Annotated in this window: 16 protein-coding genes, 1 tRNA gene, 12 pseudogenes and 1 other annotated feature; of the genes and pseudogenes, 10 read left to right on the forward strand and 19 right to left on the reverse strand. The window is 37.9% G+C overall.

Annotated features, from left to right (window positions below; genetic code table 11):
* Position 1 precedes the first annotated feature (1 nt).
* The 8 genes and pseudogenes from JCM13188_RS11010 to JCM13188_RS11045 all read left to right on the forward strand — a co-directional run bounded on the left by JCM13188_RS11010 (position 2) and on the right by JCM13188_RS11045 (position 8,624).
* Positions 2 to 940, forward strand: coding sequence for an ABC transporter permease (locus JCM13188_RS11010; protein ID WP_279401744.1), 939 nt, complete (start codon positions 2 to 4; stop codon positions 938 to 940).
* Position 941: 1 nt separating this feature from the next.
* Positions 942 to 1,900, forward strand: a pseudogene (locus JCM13188_RS11015) (ABC transporter permease).
* A 13-nt stretch (positions 1,901 to 1,913) separates the two neighbouring features.
* Positions 1,914 to 2,921: an ABC transporter ATP-binding protein gene (locus JCM13188_RS11020; protein ID WP_054754098.1), complete on the forward strand. Its 1,008-nt coding sequence runs from the start codon at positions 1,914 to 1,916 to the stop codon at positions 2,919 to 2,921.
* A pseudogene (locus JCM13188_RS11025) lies at positions 2,918 to 4,586 on the forward strand (peptide ABC transporter substrate-binding protein). Before JCM13188_RS11020 ends, JCM13188_RS11025 begins: the two are co-directional and overlap by 4 nt.
* A 63-nt stretch (positions 4,587 to 4,649) precedes the next feature.
* Positions 4,650 to 5,580 (forward strand): annotated as a pseudogene (locus tag JCM13188_RS11030) (S66 peptidase family protein).
* Positions 5,577 to 6,667: pseudogene (locus JCM13188_RS11035) on the forward strand (mandelate racemase/muconate lactonizing enzyme family protein). Before JCM13188_RS11030 ends, JCM13188_RS11035 begins: the two co-directional pseudogenes overlap by 4 nt.
* Positions 6,668 to 6,738: 71 nt before the next feature.
* The gene (locus JCM13188_RS11040) at positions 6,739 to 7,617 is read left to right on the forward strand and encodes a C40 family peptidase (RefSeq protein ID WP_279401745.1); all 879 of its coding nucleotides are present in this window, start codon (positions 6,739 to 6,741) and stop codon (positions 7,615 to 7,617) included.
* Positions 7,614 to 8,624, forward strand: coding sequence for an ABC transporter ATP-binding protein (locus JCM13188_RS11045; RefSeq protein WP_054754100.1), 1,011 nt, complete (start codon positions 7,614 to 7,616; stop codon positions 8,622 to 8,624). Before JCM13188_RS11040 ends, JCM13188_RS11045 begins: the two co-directional genes overlap by 4 nt.
* Here JCM13188_RS11045 and JCM13188_RS11050 read toward each other — a convergent pair.
* From JCM13188_RS11050 to JCM13188_RS11090, 9 genes and pseudogenes are all read right to left on the reverse strand, one after another.
* Entirely contained in the window at positions 8,579 to 9,001 is a 423-nt protein-coding gene (locus JCM13188_RS11050) for a YidH family protein (RefSeq protein WP_279401746.1), read from the reverse strand. The two genes, JCM13188_RS11045 and JCM13188_RS11050, sit on opposite strands and share 46 nt — an antisense overlap.
* An 87-nt stretch (positions 9,002 to 9,088) precedes the next feature.
* Positions 9,089 to 9,871: a sulfite exporter TauE/SafE family protein gene (locus JCM13188_RS11055; protein ID WP_054754103.1), complete on the reverse strand. Its 783-nt coding sequence runs from the start codon at positions 9,869 to 9,871 to the stop codon at positions 9,089 to 9,091.
* A 95-nt stretch (positions 9,872 to 9,966) separates the two neighbouring features.
* A pseudogene (locus JCM13188_RS11060) lies at positions 9,967 to 11,095 on the reverse strand (MBL fold metallo-hydrolase).
* 96 nt (positions 11,096 to 11,191) lie between these two features.
* Positions 11,192 to 11,759 (reverse strand): annotated as a pseudogene (locus tag JCM13188_RS11065) (sulfurtransferase TusA family protein).
* Between the two features lie 18 nt (positions 11,760 to 11,777).
* On the reverse strand, positions 11,778 to 12,077 hold the full coding sequence (locus JCM13188_RS11070) for a rhodanese-like domain-containing protein (protein ID WP_054754105.1): 300 nt from the start codon (positions 12,075 to 12,077) through the stop codon (positions 11,778 to 11,780).
* A 17-nt stretch (positions 12,078 to 12,094) separates the two neighbouring features.
* A pseudogene (locus tag JCM13188_RS11075) lies at positions 12,095 to 12,573 on the reverse strand (DsrE/DsrF/DrsH-like family protein).
* Positions 12,574 to 12,678: 105 nt separating this feature from the next.
* Positions 12,679 to 12,906, reverse strand: coding sequence for a sulfurtransferase TusA family protein (locus tag JCM13188_RS11080; RefSeq protein ID WP_054754107.1), 228 nt, complete (start codon positions 12,904 to 12,906; stop codon positions 12,679 to 12,681).
* Between the two features lie 100 nt (positions 12,907 to 13,006).
* The gene (locus JCM13188_RS11085; protein WP_054754109.1) at positions 13,007 to 13,267 is read right to left on the reverse strand and encodes a metal-sensitive transcriptional regulator; all 261 of its coding nucleotides are present in this window, start codon (positions 13,265 to 13,267) and stop codon (positions 13,007 to 13,009) included.
* Positions 13,268 to 13,410: 143 nt separating this feature from the next.
* Positions 13,411 to 13,974 (reverse strand): CotY/CotZ family spore coat protein, encoded by a 564-nt coding sequence (locus tag JCM13188_RS11090; RefSeq protein ID WP_279401747.1) that lies wholly within the window; start codon positions 13,972 to 13,974, stop codon positions 13,411 to 13,413.
* 197 nt (positions 13,975 to 14,171) lie between these two features.
* Between JCM13188_RS11090 and JCM13188_RS11095 the strand changes: the two are divergent.
* Both JCM13188_RS11095 and JCM13188_RS11100 read left to right on the forward strand, forming a co-directional pair.
* Positions 14,172 to 14,818, forward strand: a pseudogene (locus JCM13188_RS11095) (deoxynucleoside kinase).
* Positions 14,815 to 15,485: pseudogene (locus JCM13188_RS11100) on the forward strand (deoxynucleoside kinase). Before JCM13188_RS11095 ends, JCM13188_RS11100 begins: the two co-directional pseudogenes overlap by 4 nt.
* A gap of 40 nt (positions 15,486 to 15,525) precedes the next feature.
* Here JCM13188_RS11100 and JCM13188_RS11105 read toward each other — a convergent pair.
* The 10 genes and pseudogenes from JCM13188_RS11105 to gyrA all read right to left on the reverse strand — a co-directional run bounded on the left by JCM13188_RS11105 (position 15,526) and on the right by gyrA (position 25,130).
* A complete protein-coding gene (locus JCM13188_RS11105) occupies positions 15,526 to 16,143 on the reverse strand; it encodes a M23 family metallopeptidase (RefSeq protein WP_054754112.1) in 618 nt (205 codons plus the stop codon).
* 373 nt (positions 16,144 to 16,516) lie between these two features.
* Positions 16,517 to 16,609: transfer RNA gene (locus tag JCM13188_RS11110), tRNA-Ser, on the reverse strand.
* Between the two features lie 139 nt (positions 16,610 to 16,748).
* Positions 16,749 to 18,026: pseudogene (gene serS, locus JCM13188_RS11115) on the reverse strand (serine--tRNA ligase).
* 47 nt (positions 18,027 to 18,073) lie between these two features.
* Positions 18,074 to 18,291, reverse strand: a binding site (T-box leader).
* 28 nt (positions 18,292 to 18,319) lie between these two features.
* Positions 18,320 to 18,913: a pyridoxal 5'-phosphate synthase glutaminase subunit PdxT gene (pdxT, locus tag JCM13188_RS11120; protein WP_054754114.1), complete on the reverse strand. Its 594-nt coding sequence runs from the start codon at positions 18,911 to 18,913 to the stop codon at positions 18,320 to 18,322.
* Between the two features lie 12 nt (positions 18,914 to 18,925).
* Entirely contained in the window at positions 18,926 to 19,810 is an 885-nt protein-coding gene (pdxS, locus tag JCM13188_RS11125; protein WP_054754116.1) for a pyridoxal 5'-phosphate synthase lyase subunit PdxS, read from the reverse strand.
* Positions 19,811 to 19,836: 26 nt separating this feature from the next.
* Positions 19,837 to 20,319, reverse strand: a complete 483-nt coding sequence (locus JCM13188_RS20970; protein ID WP_369404970.1) for a hypothetical protein — start codon at positions 20,317 to 20,319, stop codon at positions 19,837 to 19,839.
* Positions 20,320 to 20,370: 51 nt separating this feature from the next.
* A pseudogene (locus tag JCM13188_RS20975) lies at positions 20,371 to 21,176 on the reverse strand (D-alanyl-D-alanine carboxypeptidase family protein); the annotation flags it as partial.
* A gap of 298 nt (positions 21,177 to 21,474) precedes the next feature.
* Positions 21,475 to 22,206, reverse strand: coding sequence for an HD-GYP domain-containing protein (locus JCM13188_RS11135; RefSeq protein WP_054754119.1), 732 nt, complete (start codon positions 22,204 to 22,206; stop codon positions 21,475 to 21,477).
* Positions 22,207 to 22,235: 29 nt separating this feature from the next.
* Complete coding sequence (locus tag JCM13188_RS11140) at positions 22,236 to 22,580, reverse strand: hypothetical protein (protein ID WP_054754120.1); 345 nt, start codon at positions 22,578 to 22,580, stop codon at positions 22,236 to 22,238.
* A 90-nt stretch (positions 22,581 to 22,670) separates the two neighbouring features.
* Positions 22,671 to 25,130 (reverse strand): annotated as a pseudogene (gene gyrA / locus JCM13188_RS11145) (DNA gyrase subunit A).
* Between the last annotated feature and the right edge of the window lies 1 nt (position 25,131).

Raw genomic sequence — 25,131 nt, forward strand, 5'->3', positions numbered from 1 at the left:
GTTGTTTCGATACATAATCAAGCGTTTTTTAATGGCACTTTTAACTATTTGGATTATTGCCACACTGACATTCATATTAATGATGTCCATTCCTGGCTCCCCGTTTAATAGTGTTGCAGATAAGACTTCTAATGAAGCAGTGCAAGAAAATTTAAAGTCTCACTTTAACTTGGATGACCCACCAGTCGTTCAATATATGCATTACTTAAAATCGATCGCTACGTTTGACTTTGGGCCGTCAATCAAAAAGCCCAATTCAACAGTTAATGAATTGTTAGGCCGAGGGTTTCCAATCTCAGCAGAACTTGGGATTATTTCTGTTCTAGTTGCCTTAGTTTCAGGTATTGCTTTAGGGGTTTTAGCAGCTTTAAGGCATAACGGGATTATTGACTATATGGCTATGACAATTGCTGTTTTAGGTATTTCAATTCCTAACTTTGTTTTGGCAACATTACTCATCCAACAACTAGCTGTAAATTATAACATTTTTCCTGTTGCGACATGGAAATCTCCAATGCATATGGTGTTACCAACCATTGCGCTGGCAACTGGACCAATGGCTATTATTGCTAGGCTAACTCGGTCAAGCATGCTAGAAGTGCTGACACAAGATTATATTAAAATGGCGCGAGCAAAGGGCCTTTCACCTTATAAGGTCATTATTAAACACGCATTAAGAAATGCTTTAATGCCAGTTGTAACCATTTTAGGGACGCTACTTGCCGGTGTTTTAACGGGGACATTTGTCATTGAAAAAATCTTTGCCATTCCTGGAATGGGACAATATTTCGTACAAAGCATTAATGAACGTGACTATCCCGTAATTATGGGGACAACCGTATTCTACAGTGCCTTTTTAATCTTCATGCTGTTTTTAGTCGATATTACCTACGGCATTTTAGATCCGAGAATTAAAATACACGATGAGAAAGGGGATTAGAATGGATCAACAAGTTAAACACCAAAACAATCAGCTTAATCCTAAGGAAATCCCCGTAGAATGGTTACAACCTCTTGAACAAAAAGAGCTTAATCAGGAAGAAGTTGTTCGTCCTTCCTTATCATATTGGCAAGATGCGTGGCAACGTTTAAAGAAAAACAAAATGGCTATGGGAGGATTGTTCTTCTTAGTTTTACTAGGTATCATGCAATCTTTGGTCCATATATGACTCCTTACACGGTAAATGGACAAAACCTTGCCGTGCAAAACCAAGCACCATCTGTTAATCACTGGTTTGGGACTGATGACTTGGGAAGAGATGTCTTTACTAGAACTTGGTATGGTGCAAGAATCTCATTATTTGTGGGGCTTGTTGCGGCTTTTATCGACTTCTTTATCGGTGTCATCTATGGAGGAATTTCAGGTTATAAAGGTGGAAGAACCGATAATATTATGATGCGAATTGTAGAGATCCTTTACGGTTTACCTTATCTATTAATCGTTATTCTGTTACTTGTCGTTTTAGGTCCTAGTTTATTTACGATTATTCTAGCTCTATCTCTTACTGGATGGGTTGGAATGGCAAGAATTGTTCGTGGACAAGTCTTACAACTAAAAACACTAGAGTTTGTCCATGCCTCTAAATCATTTGGAGCTAAAACGAGCCGAATCATTCGGAAAAACCTCTTGCCCAACACGATGGGACCTATTATTGTCCAAATGACCTTAACGGTTCCAACTGCCATATTTGCCGAAGCATTTTTAAGTTTCTTAGGTCTTGGTATCTCAAGCCCCTTTGCAAGCTGGGGTGTGATGGCCAATGATTCACTAACAACGATTATATCTGGACATTGGTGGCGCTTGTTCTTCCCAGCGTTTTTCATTTCAGCAACGATGTTTGCTTTTAACGTACTAGGAGACGGTCTTCAAGATGCCCTTGATCCAAAACTAAGGAGGTGACACCTATGAAAAAATACTTGAAGTTGATGACCTTCATGTTTCATTTTCTACATACGGCGGTGAAGTCAAAGCAGTACGCGGGGTATCTTTTGATTTATATCAAGGGGAAACGTTAGCAATTGTAGGTGAATCAGGCTGTGGTAAAAGTGTAACCGCCAATAGCATCATGCAATTAATCCCTAAACCTGCTGGAAAAATTCGTAATGGCCGGATTGTTTTTAAAGATCAAGACATTACGCACTATAACGAACGGCAGATGAAGGAAATTCGGGGTGTGGATATTTCGATGATCTTCCAAGACCCTATGACAGCACTTAACCCTACTCTAACGATAGGTGATCAGTTAACTGAAGGTTTGATTCAACACGAAAAAATATCTAGAAGCAAAGCTAAAGAAAAAGCCATTGACATGCTCAACCTTGTAGGGATTCCAAGTCCAGAAGAGCGGTTAAAACAGTATCCCCACCAATTTAGTGGTGGAATGAGGCAACGTATTGTTATTGCCATTGCTCTTATTTGTGAACCTGATTTACTCATTGCCGATGAGCCGACCACAGCTCTGGATGTTACTATTCAAGCGCAAATTCTAGAACTATTTAATAAGATTCAACAGCAAACTAATGTTGCGATAATTTTAATTACACACGACTTTGGTGTTGTTGCAAAAGTTGCAGATCGAATCGCGGTCATGTATGCAGGGAAAATCATTGAAACTGGCTTTAAGAAAGAGATTTTCTACGAAGCTAAACACCCTTACACAAAAGGTCTACTGCATTCTATTCCACGGTTAGATCAAAAAGATGAGAAACTGATTCCTATTGATGGAACGCCGCCAGACCTATTTTCACCACCAGTTGGCTGCCCTTTTACAGCAAGGTGTCCACATGCCATGGTGGCTTGCGAAAAGGTTTATCCTATCCGTCATGAAAATAGCGAGTCACATTACGTGGAGTGCTGGCTTTATGATGAGAGGGTCCAACATATGAAAATTAATATAAAACCAAAGGAGGAATACAAATGAATAAAAAGTGGTTACTGGCTTTAATGGTCACACTACTGACCATGCTACTCGTTGCCTGTACAACATCAACGGGTGAAGGTGAAGATGAAGAAAGCAATAGCGAAAACAACACAGAAGAAAATGAAAGTTCAAATGAAAATGAGGGAGACGAAGGTGACAAAAAGATACTCTATTTAAATAATGCAACTGAACCAACATCGTTCGACCCACCAGTTGGGTTTAACTCCGTTTCCTGGAACACTTTAAACAACTTACTAGAAGGATTAACACGATTAGATCAATCCCATGAGCCTAAGCCTGCCATGGCTAAGGAATGGGAAGTATCTGAAGATGGCCAAGAGTACACATTCTTCTTAAGAGAGGATGCCAATTGGTCAAACGGTGACCCCGTGACAGCACAAGATTTTGTTTATGCTTGGAGACATTTATTAGATCCTGAAACAGCTTCATCAGCTGCTTTCTTAGGTTACTTCATTAAAAACGGTGAAGCATTTAACGCTGGTGAAGCATCTGCAGAAGATGTTGGCGTTGAAGCAGTTGATGACAAAACATTTAAAGTTACACTTGAATCACCAACTGGCTTCTTCTTAGACTTAGTCTCAAATCCTGCATTCTTCCCGGTTAACCATAAGGTTGCGGAAGAAAACCCTGATTGGCATGCAGAAGCTGATACTTTTGTTGCAAATGGACCTTTTTCATTAAAAGAGTGGAACCACGATCAAAACATGGTTTTTGAGAAGAACCCTGAATACTGGGACGCTGATACTGTTAAGTTAGATGAAGTTCATTGGGCTATGGTCAATGATACTAATACTGAATACCAAATGTACGAAAGTGGTGAGCTAGATACATCGGGCATTCCTTCTGATTTAGCTGACCAACTTTTAGAAGGTGATGATGTTACAAATGAAGAACAAGCAGGTGTCTACTTCTACCGCTTTAATGTTAATGAAGAACCGTTCCAAAATAAGAAAATTAGAAAAGCATTTGCTTTAGCTGTAAACCAACAAGAAATTGTTGATTACATTACTAAGAACTTAGAAAAACCAGCATATGGTTTCGTATCATACGGCTTTACAGATCATAATGGTGAAGATTTCCGTGAGGTAAACGGAAATTTAATCGAAACAAACGCAGAAAAAGCTAAACAATTATTAGAAGAAGGTATGAAAGAAGAAGGTTATGATGAGTTACCACAAGTGACATTATCGTATAACACAAGTGAAACTCACAAATCGATTGCAGAATATTTACAAGAAACATATAACAAGGTTTTAGATGTTCAAGTTGAGTTAGAAAACACAGAATGGAATGTTTTCTTACAGGATCAAAAAGACCTAAAACACCAGTTCTCACGTAGTTCATTCTTAGCCGATTATGCAGACCCTGTTAACTTCTTAGAAAGCTTTGTGACAGATTCATCTATGAACCGTACAGGCTGGTCAAATGAAGAATACGATCAACTAATCGCAAATGCAAAAAGTGAAACGGACGAAGCAAAACGTTTTCGAATATTTATATGAAGCAGAGAAGATTTTATTTGAAGAGATGCCACTCTTCCCAATTCACTTCTATAACCAAGTCAATTTACAAAACCCAGATGTATCTGGCATTGTACGTCACCCAGTTGGTTATTTAGAACTTAAATGGGCAGATAAGAAATAAAATGTATTAAGGTAAAGGGCATACCGAGCTATGCCCTTTATCCAAATTAAAGGAGTTTAATCTATGATTCTACCAAAGGCATTACAACCAGGAGATACTATTGGTGTCATAGCACCTGCTAGCCCACCTAATATAGAGAATCTGAAAAAGGCCATTCCTTTTTTGAAAACATTGGATTTAAGGTTCAACTAGGTCACTATGTCGAAGAAGTACATGGTATTTAGCAGGCACAGATGAACAGCGTTTAAAAGACCTGCATGACATGTTTAGAGACGACAACATCAAAGCCATTATTTGTGCTGGTGGAGGTTATGGAACAGGTCGAATAGCAGCTTCCATTGACTATGATTTAATAAAAAAACATCCCAAGATATTCTGGGGATATAGTGATATTACATATTTACATACAGCCATTAGGCAACAAACAGGTCTTATTACATTCCACGGACCTATGCTGGCATCAGATATAGGTAAAGACGATTTCCACGAGCATTCAAAGCAAGCTTTCAATCAATTATCTCAACCTACACCCATGATATATGATCATACATATTCTGAACTAAAAGTAATTTCTAAAGGTGATGCTAACGGGGAAATTGTTGGTGGAAATTTATCTTTAATCGTTAATTCATTAGGCGGCCCTTATGAAATAGACACGAATGGAAAACTACTTTTCATAGAAGATGTTGATGAGCCACCTTATCGTATTGATTCTTTCTTATCTCAGCTTAAACACGCCGGAAAGCTTGATGATGCAGCAGGTATTATTGTTGGTGACTTTAACAATGCTAAACCGAAAAAAGACCGGCCATCCTTTACGTTAGAACAAGTATTAAATGATTACTTAAGTACATTAAATAAACCGGTCATAAGCGGTTTTAAAATCGGCCATTGTCAACCACATTACGCCATACCGCTTGGCGTTCAAGCTAATCTATCAACCGAAGCCAAACGTTTATCCATCGAGCCAGGTGTCATAGGAGGATCATCTTGAACATAAAGCAAATCGAAACTTTTCAAATTCGAATACCATTAAATAAACCTTTTAAAACTGCTTTAAGAACCGTGACTGAAGCGGACACCATTTACGTTAAAATTACTTTAGAAGATGGAACGATTGGTTATGGGGAAGCACCACCAACTCTTGTCATTACAGGCGATAGTTTAAGAAGTATTAAGTATTGTATAGAAGAGGTCTTTAAACCCCTTTTAATAGGGCAATCCATTAAAAACATACATCAATTACTAGAAAAAATTCACAGAGCGATCGTACGCAACACGAGTGCTAAAGCTGCTATAGATATGGCGTTATTTGACTGTTTAGCAAGGTCAGCTAACCTCCCTCTTTATCAATTACTAGGCGGTTATCGAAATAAAATTGAAACAGATTATACCGTAAGTGTTAACCGTCCTGACGAGATGGCTCAAGATGCTCAGGAGTATGTTAGCCAAGGCTTTTCAATATTAAAAGTTAAAGTTGGTAAAGATCAAATAGAACAAGATATTAAACGAATAAAAGCCATTCGAGAAAGAATAGGCACTTCAACTACCATTCGTTTAGATGCCAATCAAGGCTGGTCAGTTAAAGAAGCCATTTATGCGATTAATAAAATGGAAGAGCTCGGCTTAGACATTGAACTAGTTGAGCAGCCTGTGATCGCTAATGACATTGAAGGTTTGAAAGAAGTCACAACCCAAACCCACACTCTGATCATGGCAGACGAAAGTGTTTTCTCACCGGTTGATGCTAGAAGAGTGTTAGAAACAAGAAGTAGTGATCTAATCAATATAAAACTAATGAAATCAGGCGGTATCTACCACGCACTAAAATTAACCATATGGCAGAAACATTTGGGATTCCTTGTATGGTCGGAAGTATGATTGAAACGAAATTAGGCATCACAGCAGCTGCACATTTTGCTGCAAGCCAGCCTAATATCACCAGGTACGACTTTGATGCTCCGCTCATGTTATCAGATGATACGATTTATGGTGGAGCCCAGTATACGCAAAATATTATGACGTTACCTGATGAACCTGGTTTAGGGGTTAAGACGATTAATAAAGCCTACATTCTTTAACTGAAAGGATTATGTAATATGAGCCAACAACAAGCTAATATATGGGTTTGTAACGTTTCTGTGGCAACGATTTGGACAGATTCGGAATCACCAAGAGTCATCGATCAAGTTGGCTTAACAAAACCTGTATTATTACAAAATGGTACGACGAATTAACCAAAAAACAAAGAGATCATCTATGCTATGAGAAACGAGTACAATCCCAGCTTCTCTACGGTGAAGAAGTCATTGTCGATCAAATTGAAGGTAAATGGGCTAAAATTATTGCCGTCAATCAACCTTCTAAAAAGGATGAACGGGGCTATCCTGGGTGGGTTCCTCTTACTCAGCTCAAGTTAGTTAGTCAAGACTGGCGTGAACCACCTATTGCTTTAGTAACCAATGAACAAACCATTTTATACGATTCTAATAAATTACCGTTTCTAGAGTTAAGTTACGGAACCTATTTACCTGTTTTAAAGCAGCAAGAGAGTTGGATTAAAGTTCGAACACCTGAAGGCGAGGGTTGGTTTCAAGCAAAAAACATAAAGGTTTACAATTCAATTAAAGATTTACCTCAAGGTAATGGTCAATCGATTGTTAAGTCAGCAGAACAATTTTTAAAGCTCCCATATTTTTGGGGTGGGATGAGTGCATTCGGTTATGACTGTTCTGGATTTGCTTACACCATGCATAAGATGAACGGGTACAGGATCCCCCGTGATGCATCAGACCAAGCCTTACAAGGCAAGCAAGTTGCGTTTAATGAGTTAAAGATAGGCGATTTATTATTTTTTGAAGGTGACATAGGTAAAGGTAACATTAATCACGTCGGTATTTACTATGGAAACGGACAAATGATTCATTCATCTATTTCTAGTACTGGTATTGAAGTTATTTCGCTTGCAGGTTCTAGATATGAATCTAAATTATGTGAAGCAAGAAGGTACTACCAGGAGGAGTCTACATGACAAAAGATTTATTAAGAGTAGAGAACTTAAAAAAATATTTCAAAGTTGGGCGAAACCAAACGTTAAAAGCTGTTGATGATGTAACATTTTCGATTAAAGAAGGTGAAACATTTGGTGTTGTAGGCGAATCAGGTTGTGGAAAATCAACAGCGGGAAGAACGATTCTAACCTTATATGAAAAAACAGGTGGTAACGTGATTTATGATGACGTTAATGTCCACGATATCCCTGAACAAGAACGCTTTAAGTTATTTAGGGATATGCAGATGATTTTCCAGGACCCTTATGCCTCACTAAATCCAAGGTCAACAGTCAAGGAGATTATCTCAGAACCAATGGAGGTTCATGGCCTTTATAAAAATAATAAAGAAAGACTCAAGAAAGTATATGAATTACTTGAAGAAGTCGGACTGAACAGAGATCACGCTAACCGTTATCCTCATGAATTTAGTGGTGGGCAAAGGCAGCGTATTGGAATTGCCAGAGCTTTAGCGTTAGAGCCTAAATTTATTATTTGTGACGAACCTATTTCAGCACTTGATGTTTCAGTACAAGCACAAATCATTAATCTGTTAGAACGTCTTCAAGAGGAAAAAGGTTTAACTTATTTATTTATTGCCCACGACCTTTCAATGGTCAGACATATATCAGACCGGATTGCTGTTATGTATTTAGGACATATCGTAGAACTTACCGAAAGTAAAACATTATATGATGAACCGCTTCATCCATATACCAATGCACTCTTATCAGCTGTTCCAATCCCAGACCCTGACATAGAAGAAAATCGTTCAAGAATTGTGTTAGAAGGAGAATTACCAAGTCCAATTGATCCACCGTCAGGATGTGTTTTTAGAACTAGGTGTCCGCTTGCGCAAGATATCTGTGCTCATAAAAAGCCAAAACTGACAGAAGTTGAGGACGGCAGACACGTTGCCTGTCACCTGTACGACCCAGACATTTACGAAATGGATTCAACACAATTAACACAAATGCATAACTCATAAAAGATCTGGCTGTAGCCAGGTCTTTTAATATACAAAAAATATAAGAAAAATAAAATACTAATAATGATCGTAAAAATTGACACTAACCAAACGACCCGATTAGACGGCTGAAACGTTTGTTCATTGATTTGCTTCTTTTTAACTAAATAACTATAAGTCGCGAACACAATAATGATTAGCCCTAAAACCACCGAGAATATGCCAATCATTTGAGCAAATTGATCAGCTGCGGCAGAGGTTTCATTCAACGAAAAATGGATATTCACAATTAAGAAACCTATACCAACCATTGCTAAAGCTGTACGGATCCATGCTAAATAAGTTCTTTCATTCGCTAAGTGTTGTTGAATATAATTAGAATCAATGGTTTTCTCCATATTTACACCTCACTCTAACTATTAATTAATTTAACCTAAATTAACGAATAAAAAACCCACCTGGCTAAAGGTGAGTTTAACTGATTCCTATAAAAAGTCTAGCCAAATTTTAATGGCAGATGCCAAGATTAATCCAGCTAAGATGATGTGTAAATATTTTGTATTAATTTTCTTACCAGCATTGGCTCCTAGTGGTGAGGCAATTAAACTTGCGACAATCATAATGATAGCCGGAACAAGTAATACTTGTCCTGTCATGATCTTACCTGCCGTTGAACCAATTGAAGAAATGAACGTTATCGCTAATGATGATGCAATCGTCATTCGTGTTGGAATTTTAAGCACGATCAGCATGATTGGAACTAACACAAATGCCCCTGCAGCACCCACGATTCCAGCACCAATACCTACAATAAATGCTAAGCTTGATGCCAGCGTTTTATTAAAGGTGACTTGATCTAGTGCAACATCATCTAAACCTTTCTTCGGCATAAACATCATAATAACGGCAATCGTCGCTAAAATCGCATAAACGAAATTAACAGACCCTTCGGATAAGAATCTAGATCCAAATCCGCCTATAAAGCTACCGATTAGAATGCTAATCCCCATATATAAAATAAGGGACTTATTTAGATAACCACCTTTTCGGTAAGCCCAGACACCACCAATGGTCGCAAAGAACACTTGAACAGCACTTATACCTGATACTTCATGGGACGTAAATGCTGCAAAACCTAATAGTGGTGGTATATATAATAACATTGGATATTTAACTATTGATCCACCGATTCCGACCATTCCAGAGATGAATGATCCAGCAAACCCAATAAGAAATAATACTAATAAAAACAATATACTATACTCCACAGGAAAACCCCCCTTGGTATCTCATTCATAAACTACCCTAGTTCAAAAAAATAATGAGGGAAATAAGGTCATAAACCTTATCCCCCTATTATTTATTACTTAACCGCACAACGGTTAGGACCAATTTCCATTTCACGTTTCTTTTCAGTTTCTGGAGAAATTTTACCCATGTTCGTTTCACGGATTTCTTGATATGCGTTTGGTTGTGGTGGTAAGTTTTCTGTAACCATACGACGGAATTCTTGCTCATCGTCCACATTTAGTCCGTGGTTATCTTGATATAATTCACCTAATTTTTTACCTACTGAACCATCTTCATTTAATTCATCATTTGTCATATAGTGTGCTGGTAATACTACTAGTTCATCAGAAAGTTCTTTATAACGTTTATAAAGTGTTTCACGTAAGTCACCTACCAATCATCAGCTAAACCAGCTAAGTCTGGGCGACCAATTGAATCTACGAACAGAATGTCACCTGACATAAATATTGGTCGTCAACGATAAATGATGTTGAACCAATTGTGTGTCCAGGTGAATATAATGCTTGAACACTGATCTTAGAAGAACCGATTTTAACATCTTCACCGTCTTCTAAAGGTTTGTATTCAAATTGTACTTCTGTCGCATCTTTTGGTGGTAACCAATAAGTTGCACCTGTTTTCTCAGCAATTTCGCGTCCACCAGAGATGTGGTCTGCGTGTAGGTGTGTGTCAAATGCGTGAGTGATTTTAGCACCTTTTTCTTCTGCAAAGTTAATGAACACATCGGCCATACGTACTGCATCAATCGTTGCTGCTTCACCGTCAGAGATCACCATATATGATAGGCAACCTTTACCTAGGCGTACGAACTGGTATAATTCACCACCATCTTTTAAGTCAGCAATTTTAACTGGCTCTAAGTGTTCACTCCAAGCCTTCATACCGCCTTCTACTGAATAAACATTGTCAAAACCAGCTTCAACTAGTTGATCCGCAACGAATTCAGATGAACCACCTTTCGCACAAACAACCGCTACATCACGATCTTTTGGTACTTTATCTTGAATAGGTTCAATTCCTTCGATTAAATCGAAGTAAGGTACGTTTAGATAATCAAAGTTGTCGCCTTCAATTTTCCAATCTTCAAATGCATCCTCATTACGTACATCTAATACGAATAAATCTTCTTTGTTGACTACTCGTTTCGCAATATCTTGAACATTCATTGTTTTTACTGACATCTTTTTATACCCCCTATGGTATTAATTTTGTGTTAATAAAAGAACTTGGAACGGACCAAGTCCTCTTTAGCTACAATTTCACTAACTACTACTTAATTACTTACTTTCAACGTCTCCATCCCATTCACTCATACCAGGGACTACGTTATATACTTTACTAAAACCTTTTTCACTTAATAATTGTGCTGCCATATCACTACGGTTACCAGTACGGCATACAACATAAATCTCATCGTCTTGACTTAATTCACTAACGCGATTCTCTAATTCACCGAATGGGATTGAGATTGCATTAGGAATATGACCAAATGCATATTCAGCTGATTCACGTACGTCTAAAACCGTTACACCATCAGAATTAACTTTTGTTTTAAATCATCATTATTAACCTTATTGTCAAAAGAAGGTTGTTCTCCTGATTCACCTTCAGAAGCTTTGCGAACATAGTGCTTTAAGACATCTCCTTCTTCAACTGTGCCTAAATACTGATGACCACTACGCTCTGCCCAAGCTTTTAAATCAGCTTTTGAACCTTGATCTGTAGCTTCAATTAAGAGACTTTGCCAGGCTCTACGTTTTCAATTTCTTTACGTGTTTTAACAATTGGCATAGGGCATGCTAAGCCTTTTGCATCTAACACATGATCTGCACTAATATTAGTCATTCAAGATCCCTCCTATTATTACTTCTCAACTGGACCTTCCCAGCTAAGCATTCCGCCTTCCATGTTCGTAACGTTATAACCTTTGCTTTCTAGAAATTGTGTTGCTTGACCGCTACGTCCACCAGAACGGCATACCATAATATACTCTTGATTCTTATCTAATTCATTCTCACGAAATTCAATTAGACCTAGTGGAATGTTTACCGCACCAGGTATTTTACCTTCCTGAACTTCCTCAACTTCACGAACGTCGATCAAGTTTAAATCTTCACCTTGATCTAATTTCTCTTGTACTGTTTTTGAATCAATTGTTTTCATAGTTCATACCTCCAAGATTAAATGAATAGGTTAATAGCGCCATCTTCACCTTCAGCAATATAAGCTGCGACACCACCGTATTCAATACCATCTAAAAGTTCTTCTTTCTTAAGACCTAATAAATCCATTGTCATCGTACAAGCTAGTAACGTAATATCCTGCTCTTTAGCCATATCGATTAAATCTGGTAATGGCATAGCATTATGCTTTTTAACAACACCTTTAATCATTTTTGGACCCATACCTAAAAATTGCATTTTAGATAGTGGCATGTTGTCTGCCCCACGAGGCATCATTTTACCAAACATTTTCTCCATAAATGATTTTTTGGTTGTACTTTTTCATCTTTACGTAACGCATTTAATCCCCAGAAAGTGTGGAAAATTGTTACATCGTGATCATAAGCAGCTGCACCATTGGCAATGATATAGGCTGCCATTGTTTTATCGTAATCACCGCTGAATAGGATGATATTCGTCTTTTTCTTTTCAGCCATTGTATAACTCCTCCCTAATTGTTGGCTTTTTGTAGAGAGATGATCAATCTGATGATCATCTCTCACATTACTTATACCCGTATAGGTATTTGTTAAACTAAAAAATTATCCTTTTTTAATATAGAAAGTAAATACGCCGTCATCTTCATTCATGTCAACTAACTCATGACCTGAAGATTTGCACCATGCTGTTAGGTCACTCTTAGCACCTGCATCTGTTGCAACTACTTCTAGAATCTGACCACTTTCAACGTCCTCAATTGCCTTTTTAGTTTTTACAATTGGCATTGGGCATGCTAGACCTTTTGCATCTAAAGTTTTATTAATATCCATAAATAATTCCTCCTAAGAAATTGTTTTAGTATTTTTAATACCCTATGGGGTATATTAACTTATAAAATGAAATCCGTCAACAGCTTAGTATAAATTTTTGTTAACGGCTTTTAACTAATAAATTAACAGCTTCTTTAACTTTATCTTCTGTGTCCTCATCATTTTCATTTGCATCTTGAACACATTCGATTAAGTTATTGCTCACGACTACTCCTATGGTCCGATCAATTGCTGTTCGGCTTGCAGATAACTGGGTAATCACGTCTTTACAATCTGCTCCTTCTTCCATCATACGAAGAACCCCACGCAATTGACCTTCCAAACGTTTCACTCTATTTTTAACTTTTGCATCGTATTCCATCATGATTACCTCCTCTCAATTACAATGATACAACGCAAAACGAATATTGTCATTTATGACGTTACGTATTCATCATATACCCCTATAGGTATTTTGTCAAACATAAAAAACTGGCACCGTAAAACGGCACCAGTCATGGATGATTAATCGTCGCAGTGGGCACTTGCGCCACCGCCACCACCTGAATTACGTCTCCACTCAGATACAGGTAATGCTCTTACTGGATCTAAGCAAGCAATTGCCATAAACTCACATAAATCTACAGTGATACAAATACCTGTGCGTTGAAAGTCTCTTATACTATTTCCAGTTGGTGGAACAAAATCACATAAATCTTCTCCACCCGATCCAGGTGTTTGACCACCTTCGTTTACTGGTAATAATAACTCTAATTCAGCACAACAATTCTTTTTCACCTTGCTTACTCGGAAAATTGGAGTTTCGATACAATTGTAAGCTACCATATTATTACCAAAAGGATTAGCAACTACACTTCTGCCAATAAACTCTTTGCAATCTCCTTTACAGTATAAAACGAATGGAACTGTATCGTTAGTAGTACTCGGTCCAGTAGTTGGGGATAATAAGTCATTGATTGACTGTTTACATCCCGTTTCACATCCTTGACCTCTTCCCGCTACTTCATCTTGTGCAGCAGCAATTTTAGCTACAGTTTTACATACACATTTGTTGTTTTTACAATCCAATTCATTGCAATTGTCTTCAAACATTATTCTCACCTCTCTTTTCTTGGTTACACTATAAAATATGTCGATGAAATAAAAGTGTATAGGTCTTTGCTAGATATTTTTGGATTTTTAAAATGTCTAGAAAAACACCCACTTTAGAGTCGAAATTTGTTATCATGGAATAATAGAAAAGATATGTTATTGGAGGAGTTTTCATGGGGGAATACCATGTACCTTTTATTGCTGTAGAGGGCCCCATCGGCGTCGGGAAGACTCATTGTCAAACAAAATTGCACAACATTTCTACTTTCACTTACTTAAAGAAATTGTCGAAGAAAATCCATTCTTAGGTAAATTCTACGACAACATTGAAGAGTGGAGTTTTCAAACGGAAATGTTCTTTTTGTGTAATCGATACAAGCAACTAGAAGATATTGAAAAGCATTATTTACAACAAGACAAGCCAGTTGTGTCTGATTATCATATATATAAAAATATGATTTTTGCTAAACGAACGTTAAATGACAAACAGTTTAATAAGTATGAGCAGATTTTCCACACATTAACGGATGATATGCCTAAACCAAATGTCATGATTTATTTACATGCCAGTCTTGATACATTATTAGAACGAATTAGAAAACGTGGTAGAGAAGTTGAGAAGAATATCCAAGCGGATTATTTAAGTCAATTATCAAAGGATTATGATCAGTTCATGGACGAGTTTGAAAGGAATAACCCTGAAATTCCTGTGATTCGTTTAAATGGTGATGATCTTGACTTTGTTAAACATCAAGAGGATTTAGCTTATATATTATCGATTGTTGAGAAGCATATACAAAAAGGAGAAGTTGTTACATGAACGTCTATGACCGTTATGGAATTCCTAGTGATGCTGTTATTACCATCGCAGGAACAGTTGGAGTAGGGAAATCAACAATGACGAATGCCCTGGCTAGTACTTTAGGTTTTCGTACATCCTTTGAGAAAGTTGATGGCAACCCTTATTTAGATAAATTTTATAAAGATTTTGAGCGTTGGAGTTTTCACCTTCAAGTTTATTTCTTAGCTGAGCGTTTCAAGGAACAAAAAGAATCTTTGAATACGGTGGAGGGTTTATCCAAGACCGATCCATTTATGAAGATACAGGTATTTTCGCAAAAATGCATCGTGAAAAAGGTACGATGAATGAGACGGATTATAATACTTATAAAAGTCTATTCGATGCGATGGTCATGACTCCTTACTTTCCGCATCCAGACTTATTGATTTACTTGGAAGGTTCATTTGAAGATGTACTAGACCGTCTAAAAAGTAGAGGCCGTCAAATGGAGCAAGATACACCAATCGAGTATTGGCGAGAAATGTATGATCGCTATGAAGAATGGGTTAATAACTTTAATACTTGTCCTGTTATGAGGATTAATATTAATGACTATGATTTATTTAATAATGAACAGTCGATTGAGCCGATTCTAGAAAGAATTGGCCATTTCATTCAGACTTCTCGCCATTATATTAAAGCATAAACTAGTTGAGCCGGTACGTTTATTTCACGTACCGGCTCTTTTATTCATTAAATGCATTTTGTAAAAATGTCATTAAAGGAAAGGGATCTATATGCTTACCATTCTTAATGACCTCGTAATGTAAATGAACCCCTGTACTTCGACCTGTTGTGCCCATTGAACCAATCAGCTGGCCCTGCGTGACTGACTCTCCTTTTTTAACCTTTACTTCATTAAGATGACTATAGCGAGTTTTATATGAATTTCCATGGTCAACTAAGATTGAATAACCATAAGCGCCTTGATAGCCTGCAAATTCAATAATCCCATCTCCTGCCACATAGATATCAGTCCCTAAAGGACCTGCTAAATCAATTCCTGAGTGGAATGAACCTGTATTTGTGAATGGATCAGTTCTGTAGCCAAAGTGAGAACTTACGGTTTCAGAAGCAGCTGGCCAGTGGATTGGTGTCTTCTTAAGATCTCGATTAACCTCTTCTAGTTGACTAACGGCCATTTGATAACTAGCCACTAATCCAGAAACCTCTTGCTTGATTGCTGAATACGGACGATTAATTTTAAGTTCTGAAGATTTAACGAGACCCACTTTGTCCGGCACATTATTGCTTGATAAAGACGCTGCACGGTCCACGTTCAATTGATTAATAAGTTCTATCATTTGTTCCTCTATGGATCTTAATTCAGCGAGTTGCCGTTCAATATCACGACGGTCTTTTTCAAACGTTAATTGCTGGGTATTTAATTGTTGATTTAGCTCATTTACTCTGGATTGCAGTCTTTCATTTCATTGGCTTTCTGAATCATAAAGAAAGCCATCACCCCTATCATTATTAGGGATATAGTTAAAGCCAACCATATAATAGGTTGTTTTGATGATATAGGCTCTTCAGAACGCCATTCTCTTGGATGCATAAACTCTCATACTCCCTACGCACTTTTTTATATTAGGGTTTGATATTTCTGCTAAATTATCCAAAAGAAGGCATAAAATGGCTACATCTCTGTAACCATGATTGTTTGAAATATGTATATGGCGGAGGAGGAGGGATTCGAACCCCCGCGGGCCGTGAAGCCCCTGGCGGTTTTCAAGACCGCTCCCTTCAGCCGGACTTGGGTACTCCTCCGTGTAAGCTGACAAAATAAATATATCATACGATTCGACAGCGTGCAACATTTTTCTATAGATTTTTTTATTTTCTGTTATTTTAATAAATGAAGAGTTCCTTATAAATAAAGAGGCGCGCTCAACGCGCACCTCTTCTTCTAACGTTCAATACGTTTTTTATTACCCATATATGGACGTAATACTTCCGGGATGGTGACAGAGCCATCTTCTTCTTGATAGTTCTCTAAGATTGCAGCAACCGTGCGCCCTACGGCAAGTCCAGATCCGTTTAATGTATGAACAAACTCTGGTTTAGCCTTTGCATCACGGCGGAAACGGATTCCGGCACGGCGAGCTTGGAATGCTTCAAAATTAGAACAAGAAGAGATTTCACGGTACGTATCACTACTAGGAAGCCAAACCTCAATATCGTACTTCTTAGCTGCTGTGAAACCAAGGTCCCCCGTACACATACTCATAACCCTGTACGGCAATTTAAGAAGCTGTAGAATCTTCTCAGCGTGTCCTGTTAGCACTTCTAATGTCTCATAAGAGTCTTCAGGTTTGACTAAATGAACAAGTTCAATTTTATTAAATTGGTGCTGACGAATTAATCCTCTCGTATCACGTCCAGCAGACCCTGCTTCAGAGCGGAAGTTAGCGCTATAAGCCGCAAACTTTTTAGGTAAATCATCAACAGATAAAATCTCATCACGATGATAATTCGTCACAGGGACTTCAGCTGTTGGAATTAAGTAATAATCCCAGTCCTCAAGCTTAAAGACATCCTCTGTAAATTTAGGGAATTGGCCTGTGCCTTTTAGGCTTTCGGTGTTAACCATTTGCGGAGGCATCATTTCTTGATAGCCATGCTCATCCACTTGATAGTCCATCATAAAGTTGATTAAAGCACGTTCAAGGCGAGCACCTAATCCTTTATAAAATGCAAAACGGCTTCCAGTAACTTTTGATGCACGCTCAAAGTCAACAATATCTAAATCAGTAGCAACATCCCAGTGAGGTTTTTCATCAAAGTTAAACTCTCGAACCTCTCCCCATTTGCGTACTTCTACGTTGTCATCCTCATCTTCACCAACAGGAGTTGATTCATGAGGAACGTTAGGAATTGATAGTAATAACTCGTTTAATTTCTCTTCAACCTCTTTTAGGTTCGTATCAATTTCTTTAATTCGATCTCCAACTTCACGCATTTCTTTAATTAAATGATCGGCATCTTGTTTTTCTTTTTTCATTTGAGAAATCTCTTTAGAAACCTCATTACGACGTGCTTTTAACTCTTCTGATTCTTGAATATACTCACGTCTTTTTTTGATCCCATTCTTGAAAATGATCAAGGTCTGTTAAGTCTTCACCACGATGTTGTAGCTTCGCTTTAACGTCATCAAATTTTGTCTTAAGTACTTTAAATCAAGCATGATACTCCTCCTTATGTTTTAACGAAATAAAAAACCCGTCCCTCAAGAAAAGGGACGAGTTGTATACCCGCGTTACCACCCTTGTTGAAAAAGCCAACACTTCTTCCAACTCGGAAGCTTTAACGGCGCATGACCGGATTAGCTTACTCTTTGTTTCGGCTAACCTGCTCAGGGATGGATTCATTAACGTCTTTTACTGGTTTGCACCTACCACCAGCTCTCTGGAAAAAGATCTATAATTACTATTTCCCGTCTGTGCATTTAACTATTTGTATTATAATATAACTGTTTTTTTACTGGGCTGCAAGTTTTAACTTACTTTTTTTCACAAGTTCAATAAAATATTGAGTTAATCGGTGATCATCCGTTAATTCCGGATGAAAGGCAGCAGCTAAATAATGTCCTTGTTGTGCGGCTACAATTTGGCCATCATAAGTTGCTAGCACTTCGGTATCCTCTTTCACATTCACAATGTGGGGTGCTCGAATAAACACGGCTTCAAAGTCCTCAGCTACACCTTTTACTTCAAGTTTTGTCTCAAAACTCTCACGCTGACGTCCAAATGCATTGCGTTCGACCACCATGTCCATAAGCCCTAGATGCGCATGACTTTGACCATTGATTTCTGATGCTAAGAGTATTAATCCCGCACAGGTACCAAAGATTGGCTTACCAGACTTTCCAAACTCTTGCAGTGCCTCAAAGAAATCATAACGGTCAATTAAACGTCTCATCGTGGTACTCTCACCACCAGGAATGATTAGGCCATCAACCTCATCTAGCTGTTCTTTTTTCTTTACGATTAATGCTTCCTGGCCACAAGATTCAATCGAGTGTTTGTGCTCTCTAAATGCACCTTGTAACCCTAATACACCAATTTTAAGCATTAGGATTCTCCTCTATTCACTGCGGTCCTGCATACGATCAGAATCCGTTAGTGTCGACATTTCAAGTCCTGGCATCGCTGTGCCTAAACCTTTCGATAGTTCACCGATTAATTTGTAGTCATCATAATGAGTCGTTGCTTCAACAATGGATCTTGCAAAACGTTCAGGGTTATCCGATTTAAAAATACCTGAACCAACAAACACACCATCAGCACCTAGTTGCATCATAAGAGCCGCATCTGCAGGAGTTGCAATGCCGCCTGCAGCAAAGTTTACAACAGGTAGGCGTCCGCTTTCACGAATTTCAAGTAATACTTCATATGAAGCCCCGTTTTCTTTCGCATAAACCATTAGTTCATCTTCCGCCATATTCGTTACTTCTTTAATTTGTTTTTGCACTTCACGCATATGACGGACTGCTTCAACAATGTTACCTGTACCAGGTTCACCTTTCGTACGAAGCATGGATGCACCTTCACCTATACGGCGCACAGCTTCACCCAGATTACGGCAACCGCACACGAAAGGTACGGTATAATCACGTTTATTAATATGATAAAGCTCATCGGCTGGCGTTAATACTTCACTCTCATCAATATAATCAACACCCATTGCTTCTAGGACGCGAGCCTCTACAATATGACCTATACGTGCTTTTGCCATCACAGGAATTGAAACAGCATTCATTACTTCCTCAACGATGGTTGGGTCTGCCATACGGGCAACGCCACCTGCTGCACGAATATCTGCTGGTACACGCTCTAAAGCCATAACAGCAACAGCACCCGCTTCTTCTGCAATTTTAGCTTGCTCTGCATTCACAACGTCCATGATGACGCCGCCTTTTTGCATTTCGGCCATACCTCTTTTGACACGGTCTGTACCTATTTGACTCATATAAAACTCCCCCTATTTGTTTATCTTTAGTTAAATAAACCTTTTATACTACCAAATAAATCAACGAAAAAATCCCCTATTGCTTGTAACATTAATACAAACCAGTTGGATTTTTCAACCCCATCAGAAGTTACAAGCGGTACAGATATTTGATCGCCATCAACTAAATGACCAAAATCCTCTTCACCCTCGTAAGTTAAAACAACCTTACCTACTTCAGTACCCGCTTCTATTGGCGCAACTAACTCACCATTGTCATTTAGAGCCTCTTCACTAACTTCGAATTTAGCCGAGTAGTTCTCTTCTTCGCCTTCTTTAATTACTTTTTCAATAGCTTGACCAGCCTCAACAGAAACTGATTCCTCTTTACCTTTAGCTACAGGAATAGAAGATTCACCTTCAACTTGGTATCCTGCTTCAACTAATGTAGTTTTACTGAAGTTATTAAAACCATAATCTAATAATTTGGCTGTCTCAAAAAAGCGCGCTCCAATACTATCTGTGCGCATAACAACAGAAATTAAACGCTGACCATCTCGTTCAGCTGTCCCCGTAAATGTATAACCAGCTAAATCTGTATGTCCCGTTTTTAGTCCATCTAAACCTTTATAAGAATATTGTTTAAAGTTCTGACTTTCGTGCCCAGGTAACATCCAGTTCCAGTTAATCATAGTGTTACCTTCAAATTCTTTTACAGGAATACTAGATACCTCTAATACTTCTCGGTAATCTTTTACTAAATGATAAGCTAATTTAGCTGTATCACGAGCGGACATCATGTTCTCTCCATTAGGGTCCGTTCCTTCTGGGTAATTTTCACCTAATGAACTATTATTTAAGCCTGTGGAATTAACAAATTCATAATCTTTCATGCCAAGTTCTTTAGCTTTAGCATTCATCATTTTTACAAATTCACCTTCAGAACCTGCAATTAATTCAGCTAATGCGATAGTCGTTGCGTTATCTGAATTAATCACCATTGCGTCGTATAAATCTTTAACTGTATATGGGTGATCTAAGCGCAGTCCAACTCCAGAGAAACTATTATCAGCTGAAATACTGTAAGCATATTCACTAATTTGCGTTTCAGTCTCCCAAGTAATCTCACCATTTTAATTGCCTCTAATACTAAATATTCCGTCATCATCTTTGTCATACTAGCAGGAGGCAGTGATGTATCTGCATTTTTAGCAAATAACACATCTCCTGTCTCAAAATCTACTAAAATAGCTGACTCAGCATTGACATCAAATGAACTTGCACTTGAAGCAATTGGTGCAATATATAATGAGCTTAATGCTAATACAGCAATCATGATCCATAATCTTATCGTGTGTAGCGTTCTCTTCATTCTGTCTTCCCCCATTGAAATTCTTTTACGTTCCTATTATACATGATTTCTAGCACGTTCACATTGGAAATTTAGACAAATTATTTAAATTGAAATAAATTAGTCCTTGTTACCTAATGAAGTAGAATCTCAGTTCTCTAATCATCCATTATTTACAAAATACTCTAGTTTTTAAAGATATCCAAAAAAATAGCATTGAACCGATTCATTATTCGGCTCAAATGCCTGACTTAATAAACATTAACTGTTCTGTTCAATAGAAAACCTTTTTAGAGTAACAGTAACTCATATTACAAGTGAAAAAATGAAGAATTCAAGAGCTTATAATTTCTTCGATATATAAATCTTGATGATTTACAAGCTGAATAATTTCATCATTCGACTCACTTTTAACCATAGGTCTTGTCGGATGACGTTCATCAACAAATACGATCTCACCTATTTCATTATTGGTTAATCTAACCCTAGTGCCGTTCGAGAAATAAACAATGGATTGAACTAATGCTTCAATAATTTTTAAATCTAGTTTCCCTAAAAATTCATTCATCATCTCTTCAATCACTTTAAAAGGAGATTGTTTTTTACGGTATAACCTTTCTGAAGTCATCGCATGGTACATGTCACTTACTGCAATGATTCTCGCAAAAGAATGAAGTTTGTCTTCTTTGACACCAAGTGGGTAGCCAGAGCCATCTAATCGTTCATGGTGCTGCAATACAGCTAGTTTGATATTTCGGCTTAAGAACGGCTCATGTTCAAGCATACGATAAGAGACAATCGGATGTTTCTGCACTTTTTCATACTCTGCCTCAGTCAAAACACCATCTTTCTTATAAAAATAGGCACCTTCCTTAATCATTCCGATGTCACTTAAATAAGCAGCAAGGGCAACCTGCATGCAATCTGAATGATCGTAGTTCAGTTTTTTAGCAATAAATCCTGAAATAATAGAATTGGCCACCATATGGTGATAAATATAATCATGTTTGTCATTGTAGTGATGCAATTCAAGTAACATTTCAATCGATAGATTCACTTCTTGCATAAATGGTGCTACGATCTGACGAATTTTATTTAAGTCAAGCTGCGGATGTTCCTCCCAGTTTTCAAACAGATGCTTTGTTTGTTTAACGGCATGAACATAATAATCAAAAAAGTATATTCTTTTGGTTCTTTTTGCATTTTTGAATGATTTTGTTCCTGTTTTATAGTATTTGGGTCAACCTCAGGCGCTTGAAAAGTATCGCCATTCACTAGTCTAGAGGCCACTTCAACGTAAGGGACCTCAAAATCTTTTAAAACTTTAATATGGATTGGTTCAACCACTGTATTTTTTGGCACGATTGGATGAATCGTTTTACCTTGAACATCCTTAAGGAGCAGACATCCTGGCACCAAATTTTCCGGAAGAACTTTCAAACAAATTCCCCCTCTCCCCAAATGAACTTATATTTAATAGTGAGAAGAAAACTCGCCTACTTAAAGACGAGTTTTCTAGTTGTAAAATGTTTATTCTTCAGTTGTCTCGTCACTATTAGTTGAATCAGTATGCTCTTCTGTAGCCTCTTGATCTTCAATGTCATCTTCAGGCTCTTCTTTCTCTACTCGTGCTACAGTTGCTACTTCTTCCTCTTCCGCTAAACGGATTAATTTAACACCTTGTGTATTACGGCCCGTTTGTGAGATTGATTCAGAAGACATTCTAATCAATACCCCACTTGCCGTCATTAACATTAGGTCTTCATCACCAGTAACAGGCTTAACTGCTACAACTGAACCATTCTTCTCACTTAATTTACAAGTGATAATTCCTTTACCACCACGTTTTGAAGACGATACTCATCTTCGTGCGTTCGTTTTCCAAAACCTTTAGACGTTACAGTTAGAAGATCGACCCCTTTATCAATGATTTCCATTGATACGACCTCATCGCCTTCTTTTAGCGTGATGCCTTTAACGCCTGAAGCCGTACGTCCCATTGAGCGTACATCAGATTCATGGAAGCGAATCAGTAAACCATTCTTCGTTGCAATCATCATATTTTTATCGCCATCCGTTAAGCGAACGGATATGAGTTCATCATCTTCACGAAGATTAATTGCTCTTAAACCACCACGGCGAATATTAGCAAAGTTCTCTAGAGATGTTCGTTTTGATAGTCCTTTCTTGTGGTAAAGAATAAGAACCAATCAGAATCGAATTCTTTAACACTAATGACCGCATTGACCCATTCATCTTTTTCCACTTGAAGAACGTTAACTAACGGAATACCTTTAGCTGTACGGCTAAACTCAGGAATTTCATAACCTTTCGCACGGTACACCTTACCTTTATTTGTAAAGAATAATAAAGTGTCGTGGGTGGATGTTGATAATAGATGTTCGATGAAATCATCATCATTCGTCCCCATCCCCTGTATACCTCGGCCACCTCTTCGTTGCGCACGATAAGTTGTGGCAGGTAGGCGTTTAATATAACCCCTGTGCGTCAAACTAATGATGACCGTTTCTTCTGGAATTAAGTCTTCATCTTCAATAAAGTCTGTACCACCAATAGTAATTTCAGTGCGGCGAGTATCATTAAATTTCTCTTTAATTTCAAGAAGTTCCTCTTTAATGATATCTAAAACCTTTTGTTCATCAGCTAAGATCGCTTTTAACTCAGCAATTAATTCTTTAACCTCTTTGTAGTCATTATCTATCTTATCACGCTCTAAGCCTGTTAGACGTTGCAAACGCATATCTAAAATAGCTTGAGCTTGTTTTTCTGATAATCCAAAACGATTCATTAAGCCATCTCTTGCTTCATCAGTGGTCTGGGAACCACGGATTAATTCAATGACTTCATCAAGATGATCTAGCGCGATTCTTAAACCTTCTAAAATATGAGCTCTAGCTTCTGCTTTTTCTAGGTCATATTTTGTCCGTCTAATAATGACTTCTTTTGGTGTTCTAAGTAATATTCAAGCGTTTGTTTAATGTTTAACACTTTCGGTTGTCCATTAACTAACGCTAACATGTTGATTCCAAATGACGTTTGCAAGGAGGTTTGCTTGTATAGATTATTTAATACAACATTTGGGTTTGCATCGCGCCTTAATTCAATGACAATACGCATTCCTTCTCGGTCAGATTCATCTCTTAAGTCAGTTATACCGTCAATTTTCTTATCCCGAACTAGTTCAGCAATTTTCTCAATCAGTCTCGCTTTATTAACTTGAAAAGGTAATTCATTAACGATGATCGTTGCTTTTCCGTTCGGTTCTTCAATAATATCTGCTTTAGAGCGAATCGTTAAAGAACCTTTACCAGTTTCATACGCCTGACGAATTCCACTTCTGCCTAAAATACTCCCGCCAGTTGGAAAATCCGGTCCATGTATATAATCGTTCATCAGTTCTTCAATTGTTATATCTGGATTTTCACTAATCGCTAATACGGCATCAATAACTTCCCCTAATTGGTGCGGAGGAATATTGGTTGCCATCCCAACAGCAATACCTGATGCACCGTTAACAAGCAAGTTTGGAAACTTTGCAGGTAAAACAACTGGCTCTTTTTCTGTGCCATCATAGTTGTCATCGTAGTCAATCGTATTTTTATTTATATCTCGAAGCAGCTCCATAGAAATCTTTGACATACGAGCCTCGGTATAACGCATCGCAGCGGCTGAGTCACCATCTACAGAACCGAAGTTACCGTGACCATCCACTAACATATTACGGAAGTTAAAATCCTGCGCCATTCGTACCATTGCTTCATAAACTGCTGAATCACCATGAGGGTGATACTTACCAATTACTTCACCAACAATACGTGCTGATTTCTTATAAGCCTTATCTGAATGCATTCCTAAATCATGCATCGCATAAAGGATACGTCTATGTACAGGTTTTAAACCATCACGAACATCTGGTAAAGCACGTGAAACAATGACACTCATTGCATAATCTAAAAACGATGTTCGCATT

Source organism: Piscibacillus salipiscarius JCM 13188, assembly GCF_001311865.1.
Lineage (GTDB): Bacteria > Bacillota > Bacilli > Bacillales > Alkalibacillaceae > Piscibacillus > Piscibacillus salipiscarius.

Coding starts and splice junctions, on each gene's coding strand:
- JCM13188_RS11045 (WP_054754100.1), top strand. CDS start 7,614: ATGACAAAAGATTTATTAAGAGTAGAGAACTTAAAAAAATATTTCAAA.
- JCM13188_RS11050 (WP_279401746.1), bottom strand. CDS start 9,001: ATGGAGAAAACCATTGATTCTAATTATATTCAACAACACTTAGCGAAT.
- JCM13188_RS11070 (WP_054754105.1), bottom strand. CDS start 12,077: ATGAAAACAATTGATTCAAAAACAGTACAAGAGAAATTAGATCAAGGT.
- JCM13188_RS11080 (WP_054754107.1), bottom strand. CDS start 12,906: ATGGATATTAATAAAACTTTAGATGCAAAAGGTCTAGCATGCCCAATG.
- JCM13188_RS11085 (WP_054754109.1), bottom strand. CDS start 13,267: ATGGAATACGATGCAAAAGTTAAAAATAGAGTGAAACGTTTGGAAGGT.
- JCM13188_RS11105 (WP_054754112.1), bottom strand. CDS start 16,143: ATGATAGAACTTATTAATCAATTGAACGTGGACCGTGCAGCGTCTTTA.
- pdxT (WP_054754114.1), bottom strand. CDS start 18,913: ATGCTTAAAATTGGTGTATTAGGGTTACAAGGTGCATTTAGAGAGCAC.
- pdxS (WP_054754116.1), bottom strand. CDS start 19,810: ATGAGTCAAATAGGTACAGACCGTGTCAAAAGAGGTATGGCCGAAATG.
- JCM13188_RS20970 (WP_369404970.1), bottom strand. CDS start 20,319: ATGCGCACAGATAGTATTGGAGCGCGCTTTTTTGAGACAGCCAAATTA.
- JCM13188_RS11135 (WP_054754119.1), bottom strand. CDS start 22,206: ATGCAAGAAGTGAATCTATCGATTGAAATGTTACTTGAATTGCATCAC.